18 protein-coding genes are annotated in these 19,064 nt (G+C 64.4%); 7 read left to right on the forward strand and 11 right to left on the reverse strand.

Annotation, left to right across the window (positions count from 1 at the left end; genetic code table 11):
* Nucleotides 1–101: 101 nt before the first annotated feature.
* Nucleotides 102–1,451, forward strand: a complete 1,350-nt coding sequence (locus tag RQH62_RS10095) for a S41 family peptidase (RefSeq protein WP_311268633.1) — start codon at nucleotides 102–104, stop codon at nucleotides 1,449–1,451.
* A gap of 344 nt (nucleotides 1,452–1,795) precedes the next feature.
* Nucleotides 1,796–2,194: a hypothetical protein gene (locus tag RQH62_RS10100; RefSeq protein ID WP_311268634.1), complete on the forward strand. Its 399-nt coding sequence runs from the start codon at nucleotides 1,796–1,798 to the stop codon at nucleotides 2,192–2,194.
* On the opposite strand, the gene dgcA is transcribed toward RQH62_RS10100, so the two are convergent.
* Nucleotides 2,188–3,165, reverse strand: coding sequence for an N-acetyl-D-Glu racemase DgcA (gene dgcA / locus RQH62_RS10105; protein ID WP_311268635.1), 978 nt, complete (start codon nucleotides 3,163–3,165; stop codon nucleotides 2,188–2,190). The genes RQH62_RS10100 and dgcA overlap by 7 nt on opposite strands.
* A 102-nt stretch (nucleotides 3,166–3,267) precedes the next feature.
* Between dgcA and RQH62_RS10110 the strand changes: the two genes are divergently transcribed.
* Both RQH62_RS10110 and RQH62_RS10115 read left to right on the forward strand, forming a co-directional pair.
* Complete coding sequence (locus RQH62_RS10110; protein WP_311268636.1) at nucleotides 3,268–4,560, forward strand: class I SAM-dependent methyltransferase; 1,293 nt, start codon at nucleotides 3,268–3,270, stop codon at nucleotides 4,558–4,560.
* Between the two features lie 45 nt (nucleotides 4,561–4,605).
* Nucleotides 4,606–6,393: an ABC transporter transmembrane domain-containing protein gene (locus RQH62_RS10115; RefSeq protein ID WP_311268637.1), complete on the forward strand. Its 1,788-nt coding sequence runs from the start codon at nucleotides 4,606–4,608 to the stop codon at nucleotides 6,391–6,393.
* An 18-nt stretch (nucleotides 6,394–6,411) separates the two neighbouring features.
* Here the strand turns inward: RQH62_RS10115 and RQH62_RS10120 are convergent, their stop codons facing one another.
* From RQH62_RS10120 to RQH62_RS10140, 5 genes are all read right to left on the reverse strand, one after another.
* Complete coding sequence (locus RQH62_RS10120; protein ID WP_311268797.1) at nucleotides 6,412–6,741, reverse strand: PilZ domain-containing protein; 330 nt, start codon at nucleotides 6,739–6,741, stop codon at nucleotides 6,412–6,414.
* A gap of 228 nt (nucleotides 6,742–6,969) precedes the next feature.
* Nucleotides 6,970–7,392 carry a biopolymer transporter ExbD gene (locus tag RQH62_RS10125; protein WP_184267686.1) on the reverse strand — a complete coding sequence of 141 codons (423 nt, stop codon included), beginning with the start codon at nucleotides 7,390–7,392 and terminating at the stop codon, nucleotides 6,970–6,972.
* Nucleotides 7,393–7,416: 24 nt separating this feature from the next.
* On the reverse strand, nucleotides 7,417–7,905 hold the full coding sequence (locus RQH62_RS10130; protein WP_184267688.1) for a biopolymer transporter ExbD: 489 nt from the start codon (nucleotides 7,903–7,905) through the stop codon (nucleotides 7,417–7,419).
* Nucleotides 7,906–8,020: 115 nt separating this feature from the next.
* Entirely contained in the window at nucleotides 8,021–8,773 is a 753-nt protein-coding gene (locus RQH62_RS10135) for a MotA/TolQ/ExbB proton channel family protein (RefSeq protein WP_311268638.1), read from the reverse strand.
* A 72-nt stretch (nucleotides 8,774–8,845) separates the two neighbouring features.
* Nucleotides 8,846–9,508 (reverse strand): energy transducer TonB, encoded by a 663-nt coding sequence (locus tag RQH62_RS10140; RefSeq protein WP_311268639.1) that lies wholly within the window; start codon nucleotides 9,506–9,508, stop codon nucleotides 8,846–8,848.
* Between the two features lie 248 nt (nucleotides 9,509–9,756).
* On the opposite strand from RQH62_RS10140, the gene RQH62_RS10145 reads away from it, so the two are divergent.
* Together RQH62_RS10145 and RQH62_RS10150 are read left to right on the forward strand one after the other, a co-directional pair.
* Nucleotides 9,757–10,635 carry a hypothetical protein gene (locus tag RQH62_RS10145; protein WP_311268640.1) on the forward strand — a complete coding sequence of 293 codons (879 nt, stop codon included), beginning with the start codon at nucleotides 9,757–9,759 and terminating at the stop codon, nucleotides 10,633–10,635.
* A gap of 98 nt (nucleotides 10,636–10,733) precedes the next feature.
* Nucleotides 10,734–12,038, forward strand: a complete 1,305-nt coding sequence (locus RQH62_RS10150) for a homoserine dehydrogenase (protein ID WP_311268641.1) — start codon at nucleotides 10,734–10,736, stop codon at nucleotides 12,036–12,038.
* Between the two features lie 108 nt (nucleotides 12,039–12,146).
* Here the strand turns inward: RQH62_RS10150 and RQH62_RS10155 are convergent, their stop codons facing one another.
* Nucleotides 12,147–12,578, reverse strand: a complete 432-nt coding sequence (locus RQH62_RS10155) for a hypothetical protein (protein WP_311268642.1) — start codon at nucleotides 12,576–12,578, stop codon at nucleotides 12,147–12,149.
* Nucleotides 12,579–12,721: 143 nt separating this feature from the next.
* Between RQH62_RS10155 and glpX the strand changes: the two genes are divergently transcribed.
* Nucleotides 12,722–13,708, forward strand: coding sequence for a class II fructose-bisphosphatase (gene glpX, locus RQH62_RS10160; protein ID WP_311268643.1), 987 nt, complete (start codon nucleotides 12,722–12,724; stop codon nucleotides 13,706–13,708).
* Between the two features lie 40 nt (nucleotides 13,709–13,748).
* Here the strand turns inward: glpX and RQH62_RS10165 are convergent, their stop codons facing one another.
* The 4 genes from RQH62_RS10165 to RQH62_RS10180 all read right to left on the reverse strand — a co-directional run bounded on the left by RQH62_RS10165 (nucleotide 13,749) and on the right by RQH62_RS10180 (nucleotide 19,025).
* Entirely contained in the window at nucleotides 13,749–14,126 is a 378-nt protein-coding gene (locus RQH62_RS10165) for a MerC domain-containing protein (RefSeq protein ID WP_311268644.1), read from the reverse strand.
* A gap of 88 nt (nucleotides 14,127–14,214) precedes the next feature.
* Entirely contained in the window at nucleotides 14,215–15,996 is a 1,782-nt protein-coding gene (locus RQH62_RS10170) for a diguanylate cyclase (RefSeq protein WP_311268645.1), read from the reverse strand.
* Between the two features lie 69 nt (nucleotides 15,997–16,065).
* Nucleotides 16,066–17,529, reverse strand: coding sequence for a glycerol kinase (locus RQH62_RS10175; protein ID WP_311268646.1), 1,464 nt, complete (start codon nucleotides 17,527–17,529; stop codon nucleotides 16,066–16,068).
* Nucleotides 17,526–19,025: a glycerol-3-phosphate dehydrogenase gene (locus tag RQH62_RS10180; RefSeq protein ID WP_311268798.1), complete on the reverse strand. Its 1,500-nt coding sequence runs from the start codon at nucleotides 19,023–19,025 to the stop codon at nucleotides 17,526–17,528. The genes RQH62_RS10175 and RQH62_RS10180 overlap by 4 nt, the downstream gene beginning before the upstream one ends.
* Nucleotides 19,026–19,064 lie beyond the last annotated feature (39 nt).

A 19,064-nucleotide genomic window follows, 5' to 3' on the forward strand; every position in this document is an offset into this window, starting at 1 on the left:
GCCGCTCATCGAGACGGGGCGACACTCCATCGAAGCGCGCTTTTGCGTTGGCATGCGAATCGGCGTATATCGGGCTATTGATGCACACTCCTAGGACAGCCATGAAATCCACTTTTCTCCAGGGCGCGGTTGCGCTCGGGGCGCTTGCGCTCATTCCGGCTACCACCGCGGCGCTCGCCGATGGAGAAGCATCGAGCTACAAGGCACTCGATGAATTCATGGATGTGTTCCAGAAGGTCCGCAGCGACTATGTCGAGAAGGTCGACGACGAGAAGCTGATCAAGGGCGCGATCGACGGCATGCTGGCCAGCCTCGATCCTCACAGCAGCTTCCTCGACGCGCGCGATTTCCAAAATCTGCGCACCCAGACCGAGGGCAGCTATGGCGGCCTTGGCCTGTCGGTCACGCAGGAGGATGGCGCGGTCAAGGTGATCGCCCCGACGCAGGATACCCCGGCCTGGCGCGCGGGCATCAAGGCCGGCGACTATATTACCCATATCGACGGCCAGCTCATCTATGGCGGCACGCTGGACGAAGCCGTGGACAAAATGCGCGGCGCGCCGGGCACCAGCCTGAAGCTGACGCTGGTTCGCGCCGGACGCGACAAGCCGATCGAACTGACCCTGACGCGCGAGATCATTCAACTGAAGCCCGTCAAATGGGAAGTGAAGAATAATATCGGCGTCATCAACATCGTCAGCTTCTCGGCCAATACCGGGGCGGACGTGCGCCAGGCGATCCGCAGCATCGACAAGAGCCTGGGCCACAAGCCCACCGGTTATATTCTCGATCTGCGCTCCAACCCCGGCGGCCTGCTGGATGAAGCCGTCAGCGTCAGCGACACCTTCCTGGAGCGCGGGGAAATCGTGTCGCAGCGGGGCCGGGCCAAGGGCGATGTGGAACGCTATTATGCCAAGCCGGGCGACGATGCGAAGGGCCTGCCGGTGATCGTGCTGGTCGATGCAGGCTCGGCATCAGCCTCCGAAATCGTGGCCGGCGCCTTGCAGGATCAGCATCGTGCGCTGGTGATGGGCGAACGCAGCTTTGGCAAGGGTAGCGTACAGACCATGCTGCCGCTCAGCAGCACAACCGCGCTGAAGCTGACGACCGCGCGCTATTATACGCCATCGGGCCGCAGCGTGCAGGAAGGCGGCATCCAGCCCGATATCCGCGTGCCGCAACTATCCGATCCCGATTACAAGAACCGGCCCAAATTCCGTGAAAGCGACCTGCGCCGCCACCTGATCAACGAGATCAAGACCGACGACAAGGCGCTGGAGGAGGACACGAAGGACGATCCGCGCTTTGCTATGTCGGCTGAGGAGCTGAAGAAGAAGGGCGTGGAGGACTTCCAGCTCGATTATGCTTTGAAGACCATCTCGCGCCTCGCCAGCACGCCCGGCGCGACGATTGCTCAGGCGCAGGCGACGCGGAAACCCGGCGCGAAATAAGGTCTGCCTCGCCCTCCCGTCGATATCCACTGTGCTACAGCGCACGCTGGAATGGCGCGGAGGGTTGTGGGGCGAGCCGCCTGCCAAATAATTCCGTTCGCTCTGCGCTTGTCGAAGGGTCTTGCTGAACGGAAGCGTGGCATCTTTGCCCAAACGGGGCTTGTGCCCGCTTCTGATCCATAACGACGCAGCACCAGACCTGATGATGGGCGGACATGGCCATCAATCCCTCCATCCTTCGGGCGAGCGAAAGCAGCACCTTCTCACCGTCCCGCCGCAGGCCCGACTCGCCTCGTCCCGCCTTGCCTTGTCGACCACGCCCTGCCGCCCTAGCCGCTGATGCCATGAAGCATCTCACCCGCACCCTGACCGCCGCCGCGATCGCCGCCGCAGCCCTGCCTACCGCCGCATCTGCCGAAGGGCTGGGCGCGGAAGCCAATTATGGCCGCGCCGACGGTCATTGGGGGACGGAACTGGGTGCAGGCTATGCGCTCAACATGGCCGGTTTCAGCCTGACGCCGGGCGCGGGCGTCTATATACGCGATGGCGACACAAAGCTTTATGGCCGGGTCGAGGCGGCCTATACCATTCCGCTGTCGGCCACGATCGGCGCGGGTGTGCGTTTCAGCGGCGACAATACCCGTCCCTATGCGATGCTGGCCATGCCGATCATCCCCAAGCTGCGGGCCAAGGCCAATGTCGGCCCCAAATATTATGCGATCGGCCTCACCCTGGGTTACTGACCCGCGCCCCACAGCAGGCCGGGCTGCAACAGCCCGTCTCGCAGCGGCAGGCCACCCGCCCGATCCTCCTCCAGCAGCAGCGCGCCGTCCAGGTCGATCCAGTCCGCCCCCTGCGCCACCAGCGCGGCGGGCGCGATCCCCAGCGACGTCCCCAGCATGCAGCCGACCATAATGCGAAATCCCCGCGCGCGGGCCTCCTTCGTCAGCGCCAGAGCCTCGGTCAGCCCTCCGGCCTTGTCCAGCTTGATATTGACCGCATCGAAATCCCCCAGCCGATCAAGATCGGCGCGCGTGTGACAGCTTTCGTCGGCGCACAGCGGCAGTATGGCATCGACCCCGGCCAGCCGCTCTTCCTGCCCATGGATCACCGGTTGCTCGACCATTTCCACGCCCAGCGCCGCCAATGCCGCCGCTTCGGCTGCAATATCCATGGCGTGCCAGCTTTCATTGGCGTCCACGATCAGTCGGGCCGCCGGCGCACCAGCCCTCACGGCGGCGATGCGGGCCCGGTCGCCCTCGCCGGTCAACTTGCATTTCAACAGCGCGAAGCCGCGTGCCGCCGCCGCGCGCGCATCCGCCTCCATCTTCGCCGGATCGCCCAGACTGATGGTGAAGGCGGTCGGCAACGGCGCGGGCGCCGCCAGCCCGGCCAGTTGCCAAACCGGCACGCCCTTTTGCTTCGCCTCCAGATCCCACAATGCGCAATCCAGCGCATTGCGTGCCGCGCCGCGCGGCATATGCGTCAGCAGCGCCTCCCGTTCCAGCGGTCCGGCATAGGCATGGAGCGCCGCAACGCAGCCCTCTGCGCTCTCGCCCTCATAATAAATGGCGGTACCCTCGCCCCGCCCTTCATGCACGCCGTCGCCCACGGTGCAGACGATCACATCGACATGGGTCTTGGCGCCGCGACTGATGACGAAGGCACCCGCGACCGGCCAACGTTCGACGGTCGCGGAAATTATACGGGTCATCGGCGTTCCCTGCGTCAGTCATTGACCATGTGAAGCTGCGTCATATGCGTGAAACACAAGGGGCGCCATAGCCTTGCCTTTACATAAGGAACTGCCTTTCCCGTGACATCCCGCGATCTTACCGGCCTCCTGCCCCTCAGTGAGACGCTGCCCGACAGCAGCGCGCTGCCGCGCCGCCTGTCCGACATGGCCTGGCGCCTCACCTTTGGCGCAATCGGCTGGCCCTGGCTGCTCGCCAGCCTGTCGGGCGGGCGACCAGCGGACAAGCGCGCCCTGCTCGATGAACTTGGCCTTGCCCATGACGCCCTGCCCCATCTGGGCAGTTGGAAGGCTGATGTCGGCTTCCTGCGCCATATCGTACGCGAAATCGCGCGGCTGCGGCCCGCCCATGTGGTGGAACTGGGCGCCGGCGCCTCCTCCCTGATCGCGGCGCGTGCGCTGCAAATCCATGGCGGCGGCCGGCTGCATAGTTTCGACCAGCATGGCGGTTTCGTCGATGCGACCCGTCAATGGCTGGCCGACCATGCGCTGGACGTCGATATTCGTCATGCGCCGCTGACCCATGAAAGCGCTGACTGGCCGGGCCGCTGGTATGCGCTGGACCAATTGCCCGAACGAATCGACCTCATCATCATCGACGGACCGCCCTGGAGCGTGCATCCGCTGGTGCGCGGCGCGGCCGACAGCCTGTTTGCTCGCCTGTCCCCCAATGGCGTGGTGCTGCTGGACGATGCCGCCCGTCCCGGCGAGCGGCTGGTCGCGCGGCGCTGGCGCAAACGTTGGCCGCATATCGACTTCCGCCTGATGAAGGACGGGACCAAGGGTACACTGATCGGCCGCCGCCGCGACACAAGCCTGCCGGTCGCCAACGACAATGATGCCGGCCGTAGCTGGCGCCATATGGGTCGCGCCGCCGCCATCGCCGCCCTGATCGCCACCGGCTGGATCGCGCGCGGCGAACTGGGCGAATTTCCGCAGAGCGCACAGGCGAGCAGCTTTCTGGACGAAGCCGCCGCCTCGCGCCGGGCCGGCCTGCTGCGGCAGGGCATGGCATCACAGGTCGAAAGCGCGACGCTCAACCCACAGGAAATCGAGCAGTCGACCGGCATCGTCCTGCCCACCCTGCCGGTCGGCTGGCGGGTCACCGACGTTCAGCTTTTCCCCACATCCGACAGCCCGGCCATCGCCATGGCGATCGTGACCCCGCAGGGCGAAGAACTCTCCTTCTTCGCCGACCGGGCGGAGACACCGGCGGAAGCCACGCCGCTGATGGCTCGGCGGCAGGGCGATACCGTCGCCTATTGGGAAGCGGGCAGTATGGCCTATGCGCTGACGGGCCAGGCCGACGCCCGCCGCGTGATGCAATTGGCAGGGGAGATTGCGCAGGATAGCTGATCGGCCCATTGAGGCGATCCAGGGCTGATGCTAAGCGCGGCATCCATGGAGGATGCCCCACAACCCGCAGCCCGCGCCGACGCGCGTCCCGACCTTGGCAGCCTGGCGATGCTGTGGCACTTTGCCCGCCGCTATCCCGGCCGGATCGCCGGCGCGCTGCTGGCGCTGATCGTTTCCTCGGCAGCGACATTGGGCATCCCAAGCGGCTTCCGCCTCGTCATTGATCGTGGATTCATGGGTGGCGGCGATATCAGCCGCTGGTTCGAATATCTGCTGATGATCGTGGTCGTCCTGGCATTGGCGACCGCCCTGCGCTTCTATTTCGTGTCCTGGCTGGGCGAACGGGTCATCGCCGATATCCGCAGCGCCACCCAGGCCAATCTGTTGCGTCAGGCACCGCGCTTCTTTGAGGACAACCGCCCGTCCGAGATCGCGTCGCGCATGACCGCCGACACCGCCATTGTCGAACAGGTGGTCGGCTCCACCGTCTCTGTCGCACTGCGCAACCTCGTCACCGGCCTTGGCGGGCTGATCTATCTTTTCGCTCTCGCACCGAAACTGGCCGCACTTCTGCTGCTGGGCATCCCGGTTATCCTGCTGGTGCTGATCGGCCTTGGTCGCCGGGTGCGGGGCCTGTCCCGCGCCAGTCAGGACCGGCTGGCCGACATCGGCAGCGTCACCAGTGAAGTGCTGGGCGCGATGAAGATCGTCCAGGCGTTTGGACAGGAGAAGCGCGAAGCCGCCCGCTTCGACGCGACGGTGGAAAATGGCTTTGGTACCGCGCGCAAGCGCATCGCGCTGCGGGCATTGATGACGGCGGTGGTGATCGGACTGGTGTTCGGGTCCATCACCGCCGTCATGTGGCAGGGCGCGCTCGACGTTGCGGCCGGTCGCCTGTCCGGGGGCAGCATCGCTGCCTTCGTGCTGACCGGAGGGCTGGTTGCCGGCGCGTTCGGGTCGCTGTCGGAAAGCTGGGGCGACCTGTTGCGCGGGGCCGGTGCAGCCAGCCGTCTGCACGAATTGATGACGGCAGAACCGGATATCGTGCCGCCGATCCATCCCACCATGCTGTCCGTCACCGATCAGGGCGCGCGGCTGGCCTTTGAGGATGTGCACTTCCATTATCCCACCCGCCCCGATCAGGCCGCCCTCCATGGCGTGTCCTTCGCGGTGGCGCCGGGTGAGACGGTGGCCGTGGTCGGCCCTTCGGGCGCCGGCAAATCGACGCTGATCCAGTTGGCGCTGCGTTTCTACGATCCCTCTACTGGCACGGTGCGCCTGAACGGCGTCGCCCTGCCCGACGCCGATCCCGCCGCGTTGCGCGCGATGATGGCGATGGTGCCGCAGGACAGCGTGATCTTTGCCGCATCAGCCCGCGACAATCTGCGCTATGGCCGATGGGACGCTACAGACGAGCAAATCTGGGATGCCGCCCGCGCTGCCAACGCCGAAGCCTTCCTGCGAGCCTTGCCGCAGGGACTGGACAGCCATCTGGGCGAAGGCGGCGCCCGCCTGTCCGGTGGGCAGCGTCAGCGCCTGTCGATCGCCCGTGCCTTGCTGCGCGACGCACCGATCCTGCTGCTGGACGAAGCCACCTCTGCCCTTGATGCGGAATCCGAACGGTTGGTGCAGGATGCGCTGGGACGACTGATGCAGGGACGCACCACGATCGTCATCGCTCATAGGCTGGCGACAGTCCGGGCGGCGGACCGCATATTGGTGATGGATGAAGGCCGCATCGTGGAACAGGGCACCCATACGACGCTGGTGGCCCAGGACGGCCTCTACGCCCGTCTTGCCAGCCTCCAGTTCCAGCATGTAGCCGCCGCCTGACACGGTGGCACGGATGGCTCAGCGCGCAGCGGCGCTAAGGTTCAATCGCACGATATGATCCAGAATCGCTGGATGCAGCGGTCGCTCGAAGGCGCATCCGGCTTCCGGGCCTCGGGTCCAGAGCACACGCGCACGGCGCCCCTCAAATCCCGGCAGCATGATCCATAGATCCGCGCCCACAGTCAGCTTCATGAAGCTTTGCAAGCGGAAGCCGGTGACGGACACGTCGGTGATGCGGCTGGTAAACCAGGTTTCACCCGGTCGCCGCACCTTGACCCCGATCTGGACATGGCGGCGTTCCGCCACCCGGCCCTTCCGATCATATTCTGTCTGTCGTTCCGCGCCCATATCAATACCGCTCTGTCGTCGCGCCATTGTCCGCGAGCGAGGTAAGCAAAGGGTTAAGGTCGAGCCGGTTGCCGCGCAGCCCGCCGCTTTTCTGACGGCAAAGGCACAAAAAAAGGGCCGCCCGAAGGCGACCCTTGAATATCTGCAATCTTACGATGTTTAAGTCCGACCCGCCATCCCGAAAACCGGGAAGTCTTGCGCGGGAAAAGCGCTGCCGGACGTCAACGATCAGAAGCTGCCATATTGCTCGTTGCCAACGAAGCCCAGCTTCGTCACGCCCGCACGCTTGATCTCCGCCAGCACCTCGTCAACGACGACGTAACGGGTGGCAGCGTTCGGCTGGAACTGCAATTCCGGCTCGACCGGCAAGCGCAGCGACTGCTGCAAATACTGACGCAGGGTCAGCAGGTCGATCGGCGAACCGTTCCAGGTGATGATACCAGCCGGATCAATAGCGACCTTGTTCTTTACCGGGTCGATCACGCTGTCCGTAGGCGGCGCGTTCTGCGGCAGGTCGATCTTCACCGCGTGGGTCTGGATCGGGATGGTGATGATGAACATGATGAGGAGAACGAGCATGACGTCGATCAACGGCGTCGTGTTCATTTCCACCATCGGCTCACCTTCATCGGAGCCCATGCTCATAGCCATAGCGAAATCTCCTTAATCAGCCGGTCAGAGACGGGTCGTCTGCGAACCGGGTTCCGGCTCGGAGATGAAGCCCACCTTCGGGAAACCAGCGCGCTGCATCGTATAGATGGTGCCGCCGATGCAACGATAGGGGGTGTTGATGTCGCCGCGGATATGCACTTCGGGCAGATCCTCGGGCGTCATATTCTCAACGCCGCCTGCCTTCTTGATGTCCGCTTCCAGCTTGGCGACGGCACGATCCAGCAGTTCGCTGGAGCTGACCGGGGCCATGCCCCAGAATACCGCACACTTGCCATCAGAGGCCTGCGTGACCGAAAGCGACACATTTTCCGGCTTCGTCGTGGTCGGCTCGAAAGCCACCTTGGGAAGCTGGAGATCGACCGTCTGGACGACGACCGGGACCGCGATGAGAAAGATGATGAGCAACACCAGCATGACGTCGACGAGCGGCGTCGTGTTGATGTCGGACAAGGGCTTGTCGTCACCGCCGCCGGGGCCAACACTCATTGCCATTGATACTATCCTAACCTTGGTGTCGATGGTGCCCCGTTAAACCGAGGCCCACGTCCGGTGGGAAACCGGGCGGTCGCAGCCGCCACCCGGTCCCCGAACCGGAGTATTAAGGCAATCAGGCCTTGGTCGGAGCAGCAGCCGGCTTGGCAGCAGCGGCCGGAGCAGCAGCGACCGAAGGCTTCACGGCGCCGTCCGAAACCAGATAGGCGAGCAGGTCGACGGTGAAACCGTTCAGCTGTTCGGCGATCGACTTGTTGCGGCGCTGGAGGAAGTTGTAGGCGAGCACCGCGGGAACGGCCACGGCCAGACCCAGGGCGGTCATGATCAGGGCTTCACCGACCGGGCCGGCAACGGCGTCGATCGAGGCCTGACCGGCAGCGCCGATCTTGATCAGGGCGCGGTAGATACCGATAACGGTACCGAACAGACCGATGAACGGCGAGGTCGAACCGACGGTTGCGAGGAAGGCCAGACCACCGTTCAGCGACGAGTTGATCGCGGCTTCCGAGCGGGCCAGCGAGCCGTGCAGCCAGTCATGTGCTTCGACCGGATCCTTCAGCTTGCCATGCTCGTCCTGGGCCTTGATGCCGTCGTCGACGATCTGCTTGTAGGCCGAGTTCTTTTCGAGCTTGGCCGATGCTTCCTTCAGCGAAGCCGAGCGCCAGAAGGTCGCACGAACCTTCTTACCCTGATTGATCACCTTCTGCTGTTCGATCAGCTTGGTGAACAGAATGTAGAAAGTACCGACCGACATGGCGCACAGGATGAGGAACACGGTCCAGGCGATGGTACCGCCCTGTTCCAGGGCTTCCATCAGGCCATAGGGGTTTTCCGGCTTGGGAGCCGCAGCTGCGAGATACATCAACATGTTCAAGACTTCCCTCTCAATGAGATCAAGCTAGGGCAAGGCGGCGTCACGCGCACGCCTTCCCGATCAGGATTATTCCGGCAGACGCCAGGTGATACGCCCGTTGTAGGTATCGGGCATTTCCGCGCCATCAGAACCCTTCGCCGGCTTGAAGCGCGCACGCTTCGGCAGCAGACGGCAGGTCGCTTCGTCGAGGTCGGCATGGCCGGTCGACTGCGTGATGGTGCAGTTGGTCACGCGACCATCTGCGCCGATTTCCAGACGGAACCCGGCTGTACCCGAACGTTCTTCGCGCTGTGCGCGGCTCGGATAGTCGGCATCGCTGAGCCAGCTGCCCGGCGAGCTACGCGGCGAAGCGCGGGTAGCAGCCTGAGGCGGCGGCGGCGGTGCGGCCGGGGGTGGCGGCGGTGCAGCGACCGGGACCGGATTGAACACCGGAGGGGGCGTCCGAACGGTCTGAATCGGTGGCGCAGGCGCCGGGGTCTGCACAATCGGCGGAGGCGCAACAACCGGCGGCGGCTCGACCGGCTGGTCTGGCGGCGGCGGCGGCGGCTCCTCATCCGGTGGCGGCGGTTCCTCCTTCACGTCGATCACGTTCAGCTGTTCTGCCGCCTTTTTGACATATTTCATGCCAAGACCGGTGACGAAGGCATAGCCAAGAACAGCGTGAATCAGGGCGACGATGACGATCGAGACAGTCCGACTCGATCCTTGCGAGTGGTCAGCATAGGCCATTCGGCAACGACACTCCTTAACTCATCTTACCAGTGGTTTATACAAAATCAGCCAAAAACGACCCAAGCCGACCGGGCTATCCCAATCGCCTTTGGCCCCTGTCCGTTCATTTGCTACCGCGCAAACTCCTATCGCGGCGCATCGTGGCACGCAAACGCTTTATCGTTTTGTTCATTTGCGGTTACCATTTCATATCGGAATGACTTGCCTGTGACATCCTTGCCACGGGCCAAAAACACAGGACGAAGATGACGAAGAAATCCGCTACCCGCCTGACCCGATTTGGGTTGGCCTGCCTCATTTCCGCCGCATCTCCCGCGGTTTTCCCGGCCTTTGCTCAAAATGGGCGAGTGGTAACGCAACCATCGGAAGGACGACCCGGCCTGTCCTATGCCGACATTGTAGACCTGGCGGACAAGGCGCCCATGGTTGCCAATGTGCGTATTCGCAACATCATCGCCCTGAAGCCCGAACAGGCCGGAACTGTGCCGGCAGGGTACAAAAGACTGTTTGTGGAGGCTGATGTAACGGGGCTGATTCGCGGTGAAGCGGGAATCAGCCCCCTTGTAACTTATCTCTACGATGCCCCGACCGATGCGAAAGGCAGGGTTCCCAAGCTAAAGAAAGCGCAGATGATCCTGTTCGCCCGCACCGGCGGACGGCCGGGCGAAGTCCAATTGATCGCGCCGGATGCCCAAATCCCGGCGACGCCTGCGGAGGTGGAGCGGGTCAAGAGCGTGCTGTCCGCCCTTGTCGCGCCCAACGCCCCGCCACGCATCACCGGTCTGGGCGATGCCTTCCATGTCACGGGCACGATCGCGGGCGAAGGCGAAACTCAGATATTCCTGCGCACTGAAAATGGGGATCCTGTGTCACTTTCGATCCTCCGCCGTCCGGGGCAGGCGCCGCACTGGGCGGTCGCGCTGGGCGAGATCATGGATGAAGCCGCCCGCCCGCCTGAGCCGGGCAGCCTGCTCTGGTATCGCATGGCATGCAGCCTGCCCGCCGCCCTGCCTGCGCAATCGGTCCGCACCCTGTCCGTACAGGATGCCGAGGCCGCCCGTGCCGACTATGCCGTCGTGATCGCGGCGCTCGGGCCGTGCGGGCGCACGCGCGCAAGGCCCTGATTCGACCGCGCACGCTCACCCGCCCGCTTTTCCTTGGACAGTTACGCTTGGGCGGCTATCAGCGCGGCGTTCATCAGCCGGAAGGAAGACATACCGCCATGACCAATCTGCACCGCCATGCCCCGCTGCGCGTCGCGCTTGTCGGCCTCGGCACGGTGGGCGGCGGAGTGATTCGGTTGCTCGAAACCAATGGCGACCTGATTGCGCGCCGCGCCGGCTGTCCGATCCAGATCGTCGCCATCTCCGCGCGCGACCGCAACAAGGATCGCGGCGTCGATCTGTCGCCCTATGAATGGGTGGATGACATGACGACACTGGCGACGCGCGACGACGTCGATGTCGTAGTCGAACTGATTGGCGGCGCGGACGGCCCGGCCCTGACCCTGGCGCGCCAGTGCCTGACCGTCGGCAAGCCGTTCGTCACCGCCAACAAGGCGATGCTGGCGCATCATGGTCTGGATCTGGCCCGTCTCGCTGAACAGGGCGGCATCGCGCTCAAATATGAAGCGGCAGTCGCGGGCGGCATCCCGGTCATCAAGGGCATGCGCGAAGGCGCTGCCGCCAACGAGATCAGCCGCGTCTACGGCATCCTGAACGGCACCTGCAATTACATCCTGACTACCATGGAGAAGGAAGGTCGGGGCTTTGACGAGGTTCTGAAGGAAGCACAGGAACTGGGCTATGCCGAGGCCGATCCCAGCTTCGACATCGATGGCGTCGACGCCGCGCACAAGCTGACTATCCTGGCCAGTCTGGCCTTTGGCACCGAACTGGATTTCGACGCGGTTGCCACCACCGGCATCCGCCATGTCATCGCCGCCGACATCGCCGAAGCCGCTGTGCTCGGCTTCCGCATCCGGCTTGTCGGCATGGCACAGAATGGACCGGAAGGTCTGTTCCAGCGTGTCCATCCGATGCTGGTCCCGCTCGACCATCCGCTCGCCCATGTCGACGGGTCGCTTAATGCCGTGGTCGCGGAAGGCAATTTCGTCGGCCGCCTCTTCTTCCAGGGCCGGGGCGCCGGCGACGGTCCGACCGCATCGGCCGTGGTCGCCGACCTGATCGACGTGGCGCGCGACGAATATGGCGATGCCTTCGCCATGCCGGTCGCCGCCCTGACGCCACAGAATACGGCCGATGCCGGCAAGCGGATCGGCCGCGCCTATCTGCGCTTCAAGGTCCAGGATCGCCCCGGCGTGCTGGCGGAGATCGCCGCCGCCACCCGCGATGCCGGCGTGTCGATCGAAAGCATGATCCAGCGCGGCGCGCATCAGGAGGATGGCGTTCTGGTGGCGATCGTGACCCATGCCGGCGAGGAACGCTGCGTGCGCGAGACGCTGGAGCGACTGGCCGGATCGGACAGCCTGCTCGACACGCCGATGGTCATGCACATTCTCGACTGAGCCTGCTTAAAGCATGATGCGATCAGATTGAATCGCGCCATACTCTAAGAGCCTTTTATTTTCCGCATTTTGCGAGGCATCATCGGTCCCAGATGACTTCAAAATGCTCTAATGTTGCCCGACGCCCTTGAGGCGTTCGGGTGGCGGAGGCGACAGGTCCGCATCGGGATCGGCAATCGCCGTCACGACTTTCACGAGAGCACCCGCCGCCTGGAAGACCGACAGGCCGCCGGTACAGCCAATCCCCTGCCCGCCGACCACGCCGCAACTGCCTTGCCTGGGCGATGCGGCCGAGGCACGGGGCGCTTCACCGCGCGGCGTTCCCGTTCCTTCCTCGGATGCGCGTGGCAAGGGCAGGCGCTGCTTCGCATTCCGTTCCGCACGCGTGCCGCACACCACGATCGCGTCACCGCTGCGGTCGCAGGGGCGAACCACCTGCGTCTTGTCCCGATAGGCCGCCATCACCCTGTCCCCGTCCGCCTCCTGTGCGGCGAGTGGCGAGGCAGCCATCAAGGCGACAAGAACAAGAAAGCGCTTCATCGCCCGGCAGGAAAGCAGCCAATCATGGCCGCATCATGGCCTCGGCCCCTTGCGAAATGGATCGGCCGCAGGGCCTTCCTCGCTCGACAAGCAGGGGGCAAACTCCTATCGCCTCGGTCCATAAGACAAGGCAGAGGAAGTTTATGGTTCAGGGAAGCTCGACACTCGATCGTGTCCTGGTGCTCGAGATGGTCCGCGTCACCGAAGCGGCGGCAATCGCTGCGTCGAAGCTGATAGGCCGAGGCGACGAGAAGGCGGCCGACGCCGCCGCGGTGGAGGCGATGCGCCTCGCCTTCAACGACCTTTATATGGACGGGACGGTCGTCATTGGCGAGGGCGAACGGGACGAAGCACCGATGCTCTATATCGGCGAAAAGGTCGGCAGTGCTATCGGCACCGGCCCCAGGATCGACATCGCGCTCGATCCGCTGGAAGGCACCACCATCACCGCCAAAGCCGGGCCGAACGCACTCGCGGTGCTGGCCATTTCCGAAGAAGGCGGCCTGCTCAACGCGCCCGACGTCTATATGGAGAAACTGGCGATCGGCCCCGGCTATCCCGACGGCACGATCGACCTGAAAAAATCGGTGCAGGAGAATGTCGAATCGGTTGCGAAGGCAAAGGGCGTCGATCCGCACGAGATCATCGTCTGCGTGCTGGACCGGCCCCGCCATGAAAGACTGATCGGCGAACTGCGCGCGATCGGCTGCGGCATCATGCTGATCCCCGACGGCGACGTCGCCGGGGTGATCGCCACCACCGATCCGGAAACCACGATCGACATCTATATGGGATCGGGCGGCGCGCCCGAAGGCGTGCTGGCCTGCGCCGCGCTGCGCTGCGTGGGCGGCCAGTTCAAGGGCAAGCTGCTGTTCCGCAACGAGGATGAGAAGGCGCGCGCGCGCAAATGGGGCATCACCGACCTCGACAAGATTTACGATCTCAACGAACTGGCGAAGGGCGACTGCATCTTCGCGGCGACCGGCGTGACCGATGGATCGCTACTAGACGGGGTCAAACGTTTGCCCGGCGGCAAGCTGACTACCGAAAGCGTGGTGATGCGCGCCAGCACAGGCACCGTGCGCTGGGTGAAGGGCGAACATCGACTCGACCATAAGAGCCAGAGTTGAGAGGATTTGGGGGGAGCCGCCCGGCTCCCTCGACAATGGCCTAACGGCCAGCCCGGTGATTTAGATCGTGGCCGAGCGCCAATATGCCCACGCCGATCAGCGTATAGACGCTTTCCTGCATGCCATGGTCCATGGTGAGTGCGCCTGCCATCACCCCCAGGCCCAACGATCCGATCGCCGCAGGCATCATATAGCCATGGACCAGCGCGCCATGGCCGAGCGCGACCGCGCCTAACAGGATCGCCAGCACAAGCCCGGCTTCGTGAAAGATCGGACTTTCGAAGATTCCGCCCGCCGATGCGAGCAGGCCCAGAATCACCGCAGTGGCGAAACAATGGGCAACGCACAGACCTGACAGCGCGATCGCGATGCGATCGACACGACCGCTCATCAGGGCATGGCGCAAAGTCAGTTTCATGGTCGCCGTTACATAGGCCAACCCATCATAAGTTACAACATAACATCATGATTTTTCCGCAGCGGCACATCGCGAATTTACGCTAGGATCACGCGGCGAGGCGCAAACAGTTCCGGCCGCTATGCTTGGCGCGATAGAGCGCCTTGTCCGCTGCCTCCAGCATGGCGGAGCGATCGGACGTGCCGTCCAATTCGACCAGCCCGGCACTGAAGGTGATGGAGATCGCGACCGACGCTTCGACCAGGATCGGTTCGACCAGCAAAGCGCGGAGCCGCTCGCACATCATGCTGGACCGGTCGATGTCGCTATTTTCCAGCAGGATGGCAAACTCCTCACCGCCCAGACGGCCGATGGCATCGCCTGCGCGCAACCCTGGACGCAACCGTTCGACAAAGGCCGTCAGCACCCGGTCGCCCGCTCCATGACCAAAGCGGTCGTTGACCGACTTGAAATGGTCGATGTCGATCAGAAGGAGCGAGGAGCGAGCGCCCATGGCGGCGCGCGCAATTTCCCGGTCCAGCTTGTCGAGGAAAGCCCGGCGGCTGTCAGCACCGGTCAGCGAATCGCGCGCCGCTACCTGTTGCAAGGCACGTTGGCGCGCCTTGTGCCGGGACATGTCGCGGATCATACTGACGACGCCGCTGGGCAGCCCACGCTCATCTATCATCGCGCGACTCACCATCTCACACCACTCCAGCCCCTCGGCCAGCACCAGCGGACGGAACTCCACCTTGTGGACGGAACCGGGCTGAGCCAGCGCGCGGCGGTAGGCGGCAATGACGACCGCCCGGTCCTCCTGATCGACCAGATTGGCAGCCTCCTGCCCGACCAGCAATTCCGGCGCGCAGCCAATCTGCTCGGTCGCGGACGGGGAAGCATATTGAATAATGCCATCCACGCTGATGTTGAGCACCACATCGCCGCTATATTCGGCCATCGCGCGATAGCGCGCCTCGCTCTGTTGCAGCATCTGGAACAGCCGCTTGCGCGCCGCCAGTTCCACGGCGACCGGCATGCACAGCAGGAAACTGAGCGCAAGATAGAATTGGAAGAACTGGATGCGCTCGCCCGTGCCTTCGGTGACCCAGGCCAGCGGGCCTATGCCCATCATGGTTGCCTGCCCACCTATCGCCGCCAGCAGAATGATCGCCAGGGCCGACCCCATATGGCCGACGCGAAAAGCGATCAGCACCAGCGGCAGGAGCGGCGCGAAGAGCAACGGATAACGCGCCCAATGAAAGACATGGACAGTCGTCAGCGCGAACAGGGCCAGCAGCAGGACCGCCTCTATCCTCGACCGCGTGGATGCTTCGTCCAGCCAACGGCGAAACTCGCCCTGAAACGCCATGATCAGGATCGGCGCACAGATCAGGCCGCCCAGCACATGACCGGTATACCATTGGGTGAAGGAATGAGCGAAGGAGACGGATGTCAGCGTCGAAGCGACCCAGGCCGCACACAGGCCGGCGATGATGTTAGCCGCGCCGCACAGGGCGATGACGAACACGACCAGAGGGCGAATCGCCCCCGTGACCAGCCTGTCCGCCACGAACCAGCGACAGATGACCGCCACGATCAGCGATTCGAGAATATTGATCGCCGCCATCGGCAGCGCTGCGACAGGCCCCATGCCAACCCAAGCGGTCGCCGCAGCGCTGGCAATGCCGCAGGCGATGATCGCACGCGGCCAATGCGCGGTCCGCGATGTCAGCAATTCGGCCATCAGGAACGCATTGGCAGCCCAAATGAAGGCCAGCCCGCCTTCGAATCGGGACATGGCCAAAGCCAGCGACGCCACCACGAAATAGACGCAGCCGGTGGCAACCGGTGCGATCCAGGATGGGGTATGGCGAAGGGCGGTACGCGGCATGTTGCAGCCATTGCTACGCCGTCATTCTTAATATTTGCTCTCGGGCGTTACGCCCTCATGACGATGCCGTCACGGCCGGGCCAGCAAGGCGCGCCATGCTGTCAGGCGTGCTGCCCTCACATCAGCCGTCATGGTCGGTACGAATCGCGTCCGTACCGAGGCCATGCCCGCCGCCGCCTCCAGCGACGGGAACAGGCCGCAGCCCAGCCCCGCCAGCATCGCCGCCCCCCGCGCCGTCGTCTCGACATCGGCAGGGCGTTCAACGGACAGGTCGAGCATGTCCGCCATGTCCTGCGCGATCCAGTCATTGGCGCTCATGCCGCCGTCGATGCGCAGCACGTGCCAGGGTGCGCCGTCAGCGGCGAAGGCAGCAGCCAGATCATGCACCTGATGCGCCATCGATTCGAGCGCGGCTCGGATGATATGGGCGCGTCCCGTTCCATGGGTGAGGCCGCTGATGATCCCGGTCGCCTCGGGACGCCAATGGGGTGCGCCTAGGCCCGACAGAGCCGGCAGCAGAACCACGCCGCCATTGTCCGGCACGGACCGGGCGATCGCATCTGTATCCGCCGCAGCCGCGATCAGGCCCAGGCTGTCGCGCAACCACTGGATCAGGCTGCCGGCAACGAAGATGGAGCCTTCCAGCGCATAATGGCGACGGCCGCCAATCTGGCAAAGGACCGTGCCGAGAAGCCTATGGGCGGAAGTCGGTAGCCTCTCCCCCAGCGACGCCAGCACGAAGGCGCCTGTGCCCAGTGTCGCCTTCACCGACCCCGGCTTCAGGCAGCTTTGGCCGATGGTTGCGGCCTGCTGATCGCCGGCCAGGCCGCAGATTCGGATCGGCCCGCCCAGCAGGTCGGGCAGGGTCGCACCAAAGTCGCCAGCATTGTCGACGATGGTCGGCAGGGCGGCGCATGGTAAGCCGAACAGAGCGCATAATTCCTCGTCCCAGCCCGTCCCATCCAGCGCCATCAGCTGAGTGCGGCTGGCATTGCTGGCATCGCTGATGTGCAAACCGCCGGTCAGTTTCCAGACCAGCCAGCTTTCCACCGTACCAAAGACGAGCCGGTCCCCGCCCGCAGCCACCTCCGGCCAATGGTCGATCATCCAGCGCATCTTGGTCGCGGAAAAATAGGGATCGAGGATCAGGCCAGTGCGCTGCTGGACCAGCCCTTCATGCCCGCCCTCCCGCAGCGCCGCGCACTGGTCGGCGGTGCGCCGGTCCTGCCAGACGATCGCCCGACCCAGCGGATCGCCGCTTTGCCGGTCCCAGGCCACGACCGTCTCACGCTGGTTGGTGATGCCGATCGCGGCGATCGCGTCGGCGCCACCCGCTTGCGCCACCATCTGTCGCGCGCAATCCAGTGTGTGCGCCCAGATTTCCACCGCGTCATGTTCGACCCAGCCTGGCTGTGGATAAAATTGGGTAAGGTCCGCCTGCGCCGTAGCCACGCGGGTGCCATCAGGTGTGAACAGCATCGCGCGGGTCGACGTCGTTCCCGCATCCAGCACCAGCAGATGACGCTCGCTCATACCCTCTCCTCCAACCATTGCGTCAGCCGTTCCACCTGTGTCCGGTCCAGTCGCAGGCCAAGCTTGCTGCGCCGCCAGAGGATGTCCTCGCTGGTCTGCGCCCATTCGCGGGTGATCATGTGATGAACCTCCGCCTCGCTCAACCCATGGCCGAAATCCAGCCCGAGCTGCGATCGGTCCGCGGCATTGCCGAGCCAGACCCACGCGAGCGTGCCATAGGCCCGTGCGATTCGATCGACCGTGATTGGCGCGAGGAAAGGATAGTCGCGCGCCAGATCGGCGGTGAGCGCGGCCAGGCCGGTCATGGAAAAATCGCCACCCGGCAGAGGTGCATCTGCGGTCCACTCACCGCCCAGCAAGGCAGGCAGATAGGGCTTCAACCGCTCCACCGTCTCGGCCGCGAGGTGACGATAGGTGGTGATCTTGCCGCCGAAGACGCTGAGCAGCGGCGCCTCACCGGGAGCACCGTCAATGTCCAGCCGATAGCCCCGCGTCGCTGCCTCCGGCCGGCCCGAACCATCGTCGACCAGTGGCCGCACGCCAGCATAGGACCAGAGGACATCCGCCGACACGATCGGGCGCGCGAAGTAGCGATTGGCCGCCGCGCACAGATAGGCGATTTCCTCCTCACTCGGGACGACATGGTCCAGCCCGCCCTGATGATCTTGGTCGGTAGTTCCGATCAGAGTGAAGTCGCGTTCATAGGGAATGGCGAAGAAAATCCGGCCATCGAGCAGTTGGAAAAAATAGGCATGATCGTGATCGAACAGGCGAGCGACGACGATATGCGACCCGCGTACGAGGCGCATATGGCGATCGGTCGGCCGATGGGCGCGATCCAGCAGGTCAAGCACGGCGGGGCCGGTCGCGTTGACGATGGCACGGGCATGGAAGACCTGCGCCTCTCCCTGTGTGGTTTGCGTCTGGATGCGCCAGAGGCTCCCAGCCCGTTCCAGCCGGACGACGGCCGTGCGGGTACGGACATCCGCGCCCCGGTCAGCCGCATCTCGCGCATTGAGCAGGACCAGCCGGGCATCATCGACCCAGCCGTCCGAGTAGCAATAGGCCGGCCCGAAGCCGGCCTTCAACGCCTTGCCCGCAACATGGCGGCGCAGGTCGATCGCCTCGGTCGCGGGCAAGGCGCGACGACCGCCAATATGGTCGTAAAGAAACAGGCCCAGCCGCAACATCCAGCGCGGGCGCAGCCCTTTCGTCCAGGGCAGGACGAAGCGCATCGGATGGATGATGTGCGGGGCAATTCCCCAGAGCCGTTCTCGCTCGATCAGCGATTCGCGCACCAGAGCGAAGGCATGATGTTCCAGATAGCGCAGCCCACCATGGATCAGCTTGGTCGAGGCGGAGGAGGTGCCACTGGCCAGATCGCCCTGTTCCAACAGCAGCACGCGCGCACCGCGTCCGGCGGCGTCGCGCGCAATCCCGCAGCCGTTTATCCCGCCGCCGATGACGGCCAGGTCGTAGATATCGGCTGCTGGCATATCGCTCACATCTCATGATGTAGGCGGCGGCGGCGGATG

Source organism: Sphingobium sp. WCS2017Hpa-17 (assembly GCF_031843765.1).
Lineage (GTDB): Bacteria > Pseudomonadota > Alphaproteobacteria > Sphingomonadales > Sphingomonadaceae > Sphingobium.

Bases quoted from the DNA above. Each gene is read 5' to 3' on its own strand.
- RQH62_RS10150 (WP_311268641.1), top strand. From the start codon at position 10,734: ATGACCAATCTGCACCGCCATGCCCCGCTGCGCGTCGCGCTTGTCGGC.
- RQH62_RS10180 (WP_311268798.1), bottom strand. From the start codon at position 19,025: ATGCCAGCAGCCGATATCTACGACCTGGCCGTCATCGGCGGCGGGATA.
- RQH62_RS10130 (WP_184267688.1), bottom strand. From the start codon at position 7,905: ATGGCAATGAGTGTTGGCCCCGGCGGCGGTGACGACAAGCCCTTGTCC.
- RQH62_RS10125 (WP_184267686.1), bottom strand. From the start codon at position 7,392: ATGGCTATGAGCATGGGCTCCGATGAAGGTGAGCCGATGGTGGAAATG.
- RQH62_RS10100 (WP_311268634.1), top strand. From the start codon at position 1,796: ATGAAGCATCTCACCCGCACCCTGACCGCCGCCGCGATCGCCGCCGCA.
- RQH62_RS10165 (WP_311268644.1), bottom strand. From the start codon at position 14,126: ATGAAACTGACTTTGCGCCATGCCCTGATGAGCGGTCGTGTCGATCGC.
- RQH62_RS10140 (WP_311268639.1), bottom strand. From the start codon at position 9,508: ATGGCCTATGCTGACCACTCGCAAGGATCGAGTCGGACTGTCTCGATC.
- RQH62_RS10170 (WP_311268645.1), bottom strand. From the start codon at position 15,996: ATGCCGCGTACCGCCCTTCGCCATACCCCATCCTGGATCGCACCGGTT.
- RQH62_RS10155 (WP_311268642.1), bottom strand. From the start codon at position 12,578: ATGAAGCGCTTTCTTGTTCTTGTCGCCTTGATGGCTGCCTCGCCACTC.
- RQH62_RS10115 (WP_311268637.1), top strand. From the start codon at position 4,606: ATGGAGGATGCCCCACAACCCGCAGCCCGCGCCGACGCGCGTCCCGAC.
- glpX (WP_311268643.1), top strand. From the start codon at position 12,722: ATGGTTCAGGGAAGCTCGACACTCGATCGTGTCCTGGTGCTCGAGATG.
- RQH62_RS10135 (WP_311268638.1), bottom strand. From the start codon at position 8,773: ATGTTGATGTATCTCGCAGCTGCGGCTCCCAAGCCGGAAAACCCCTAT.
- RQH62_RS10095 (WP_311268633.1), top strand. From the start codon at position 102: ATGAAATCCACTTTTCTCCAGGGCGCGGTTGCGCTCGGGGCGCTTGCG.
- RQH62_RS10175 (WP_311268646.1), bottom strand. From the start codon at position 17,529: ATGAGCGAGCGTCATCTGCTGGTGCTGGATGCGGGAACGACGTCGACC.
- dgcA (WP_311268635.1), bottom strand. From the start codon at position 3,165: ATGACCCGTATAATTTCCGCGACCGTCGAACGTTGGCCGGTCGCGGGT.
- RQH62_RS10120 (WP_311268797.1), bottom strand. From the start codon at position 6,741: ATGGGCGCGGAACGACAGACAGAATATGATCGGAAGGGCCGGGTGGCG.
- RQH62_RS10145 (WP_311268640.1), top strand. From the start codon at position 9,757: ATGACGAAGAAATCCGCTACCCGCCTGACCCGATTTGGGTTGGCCTGC.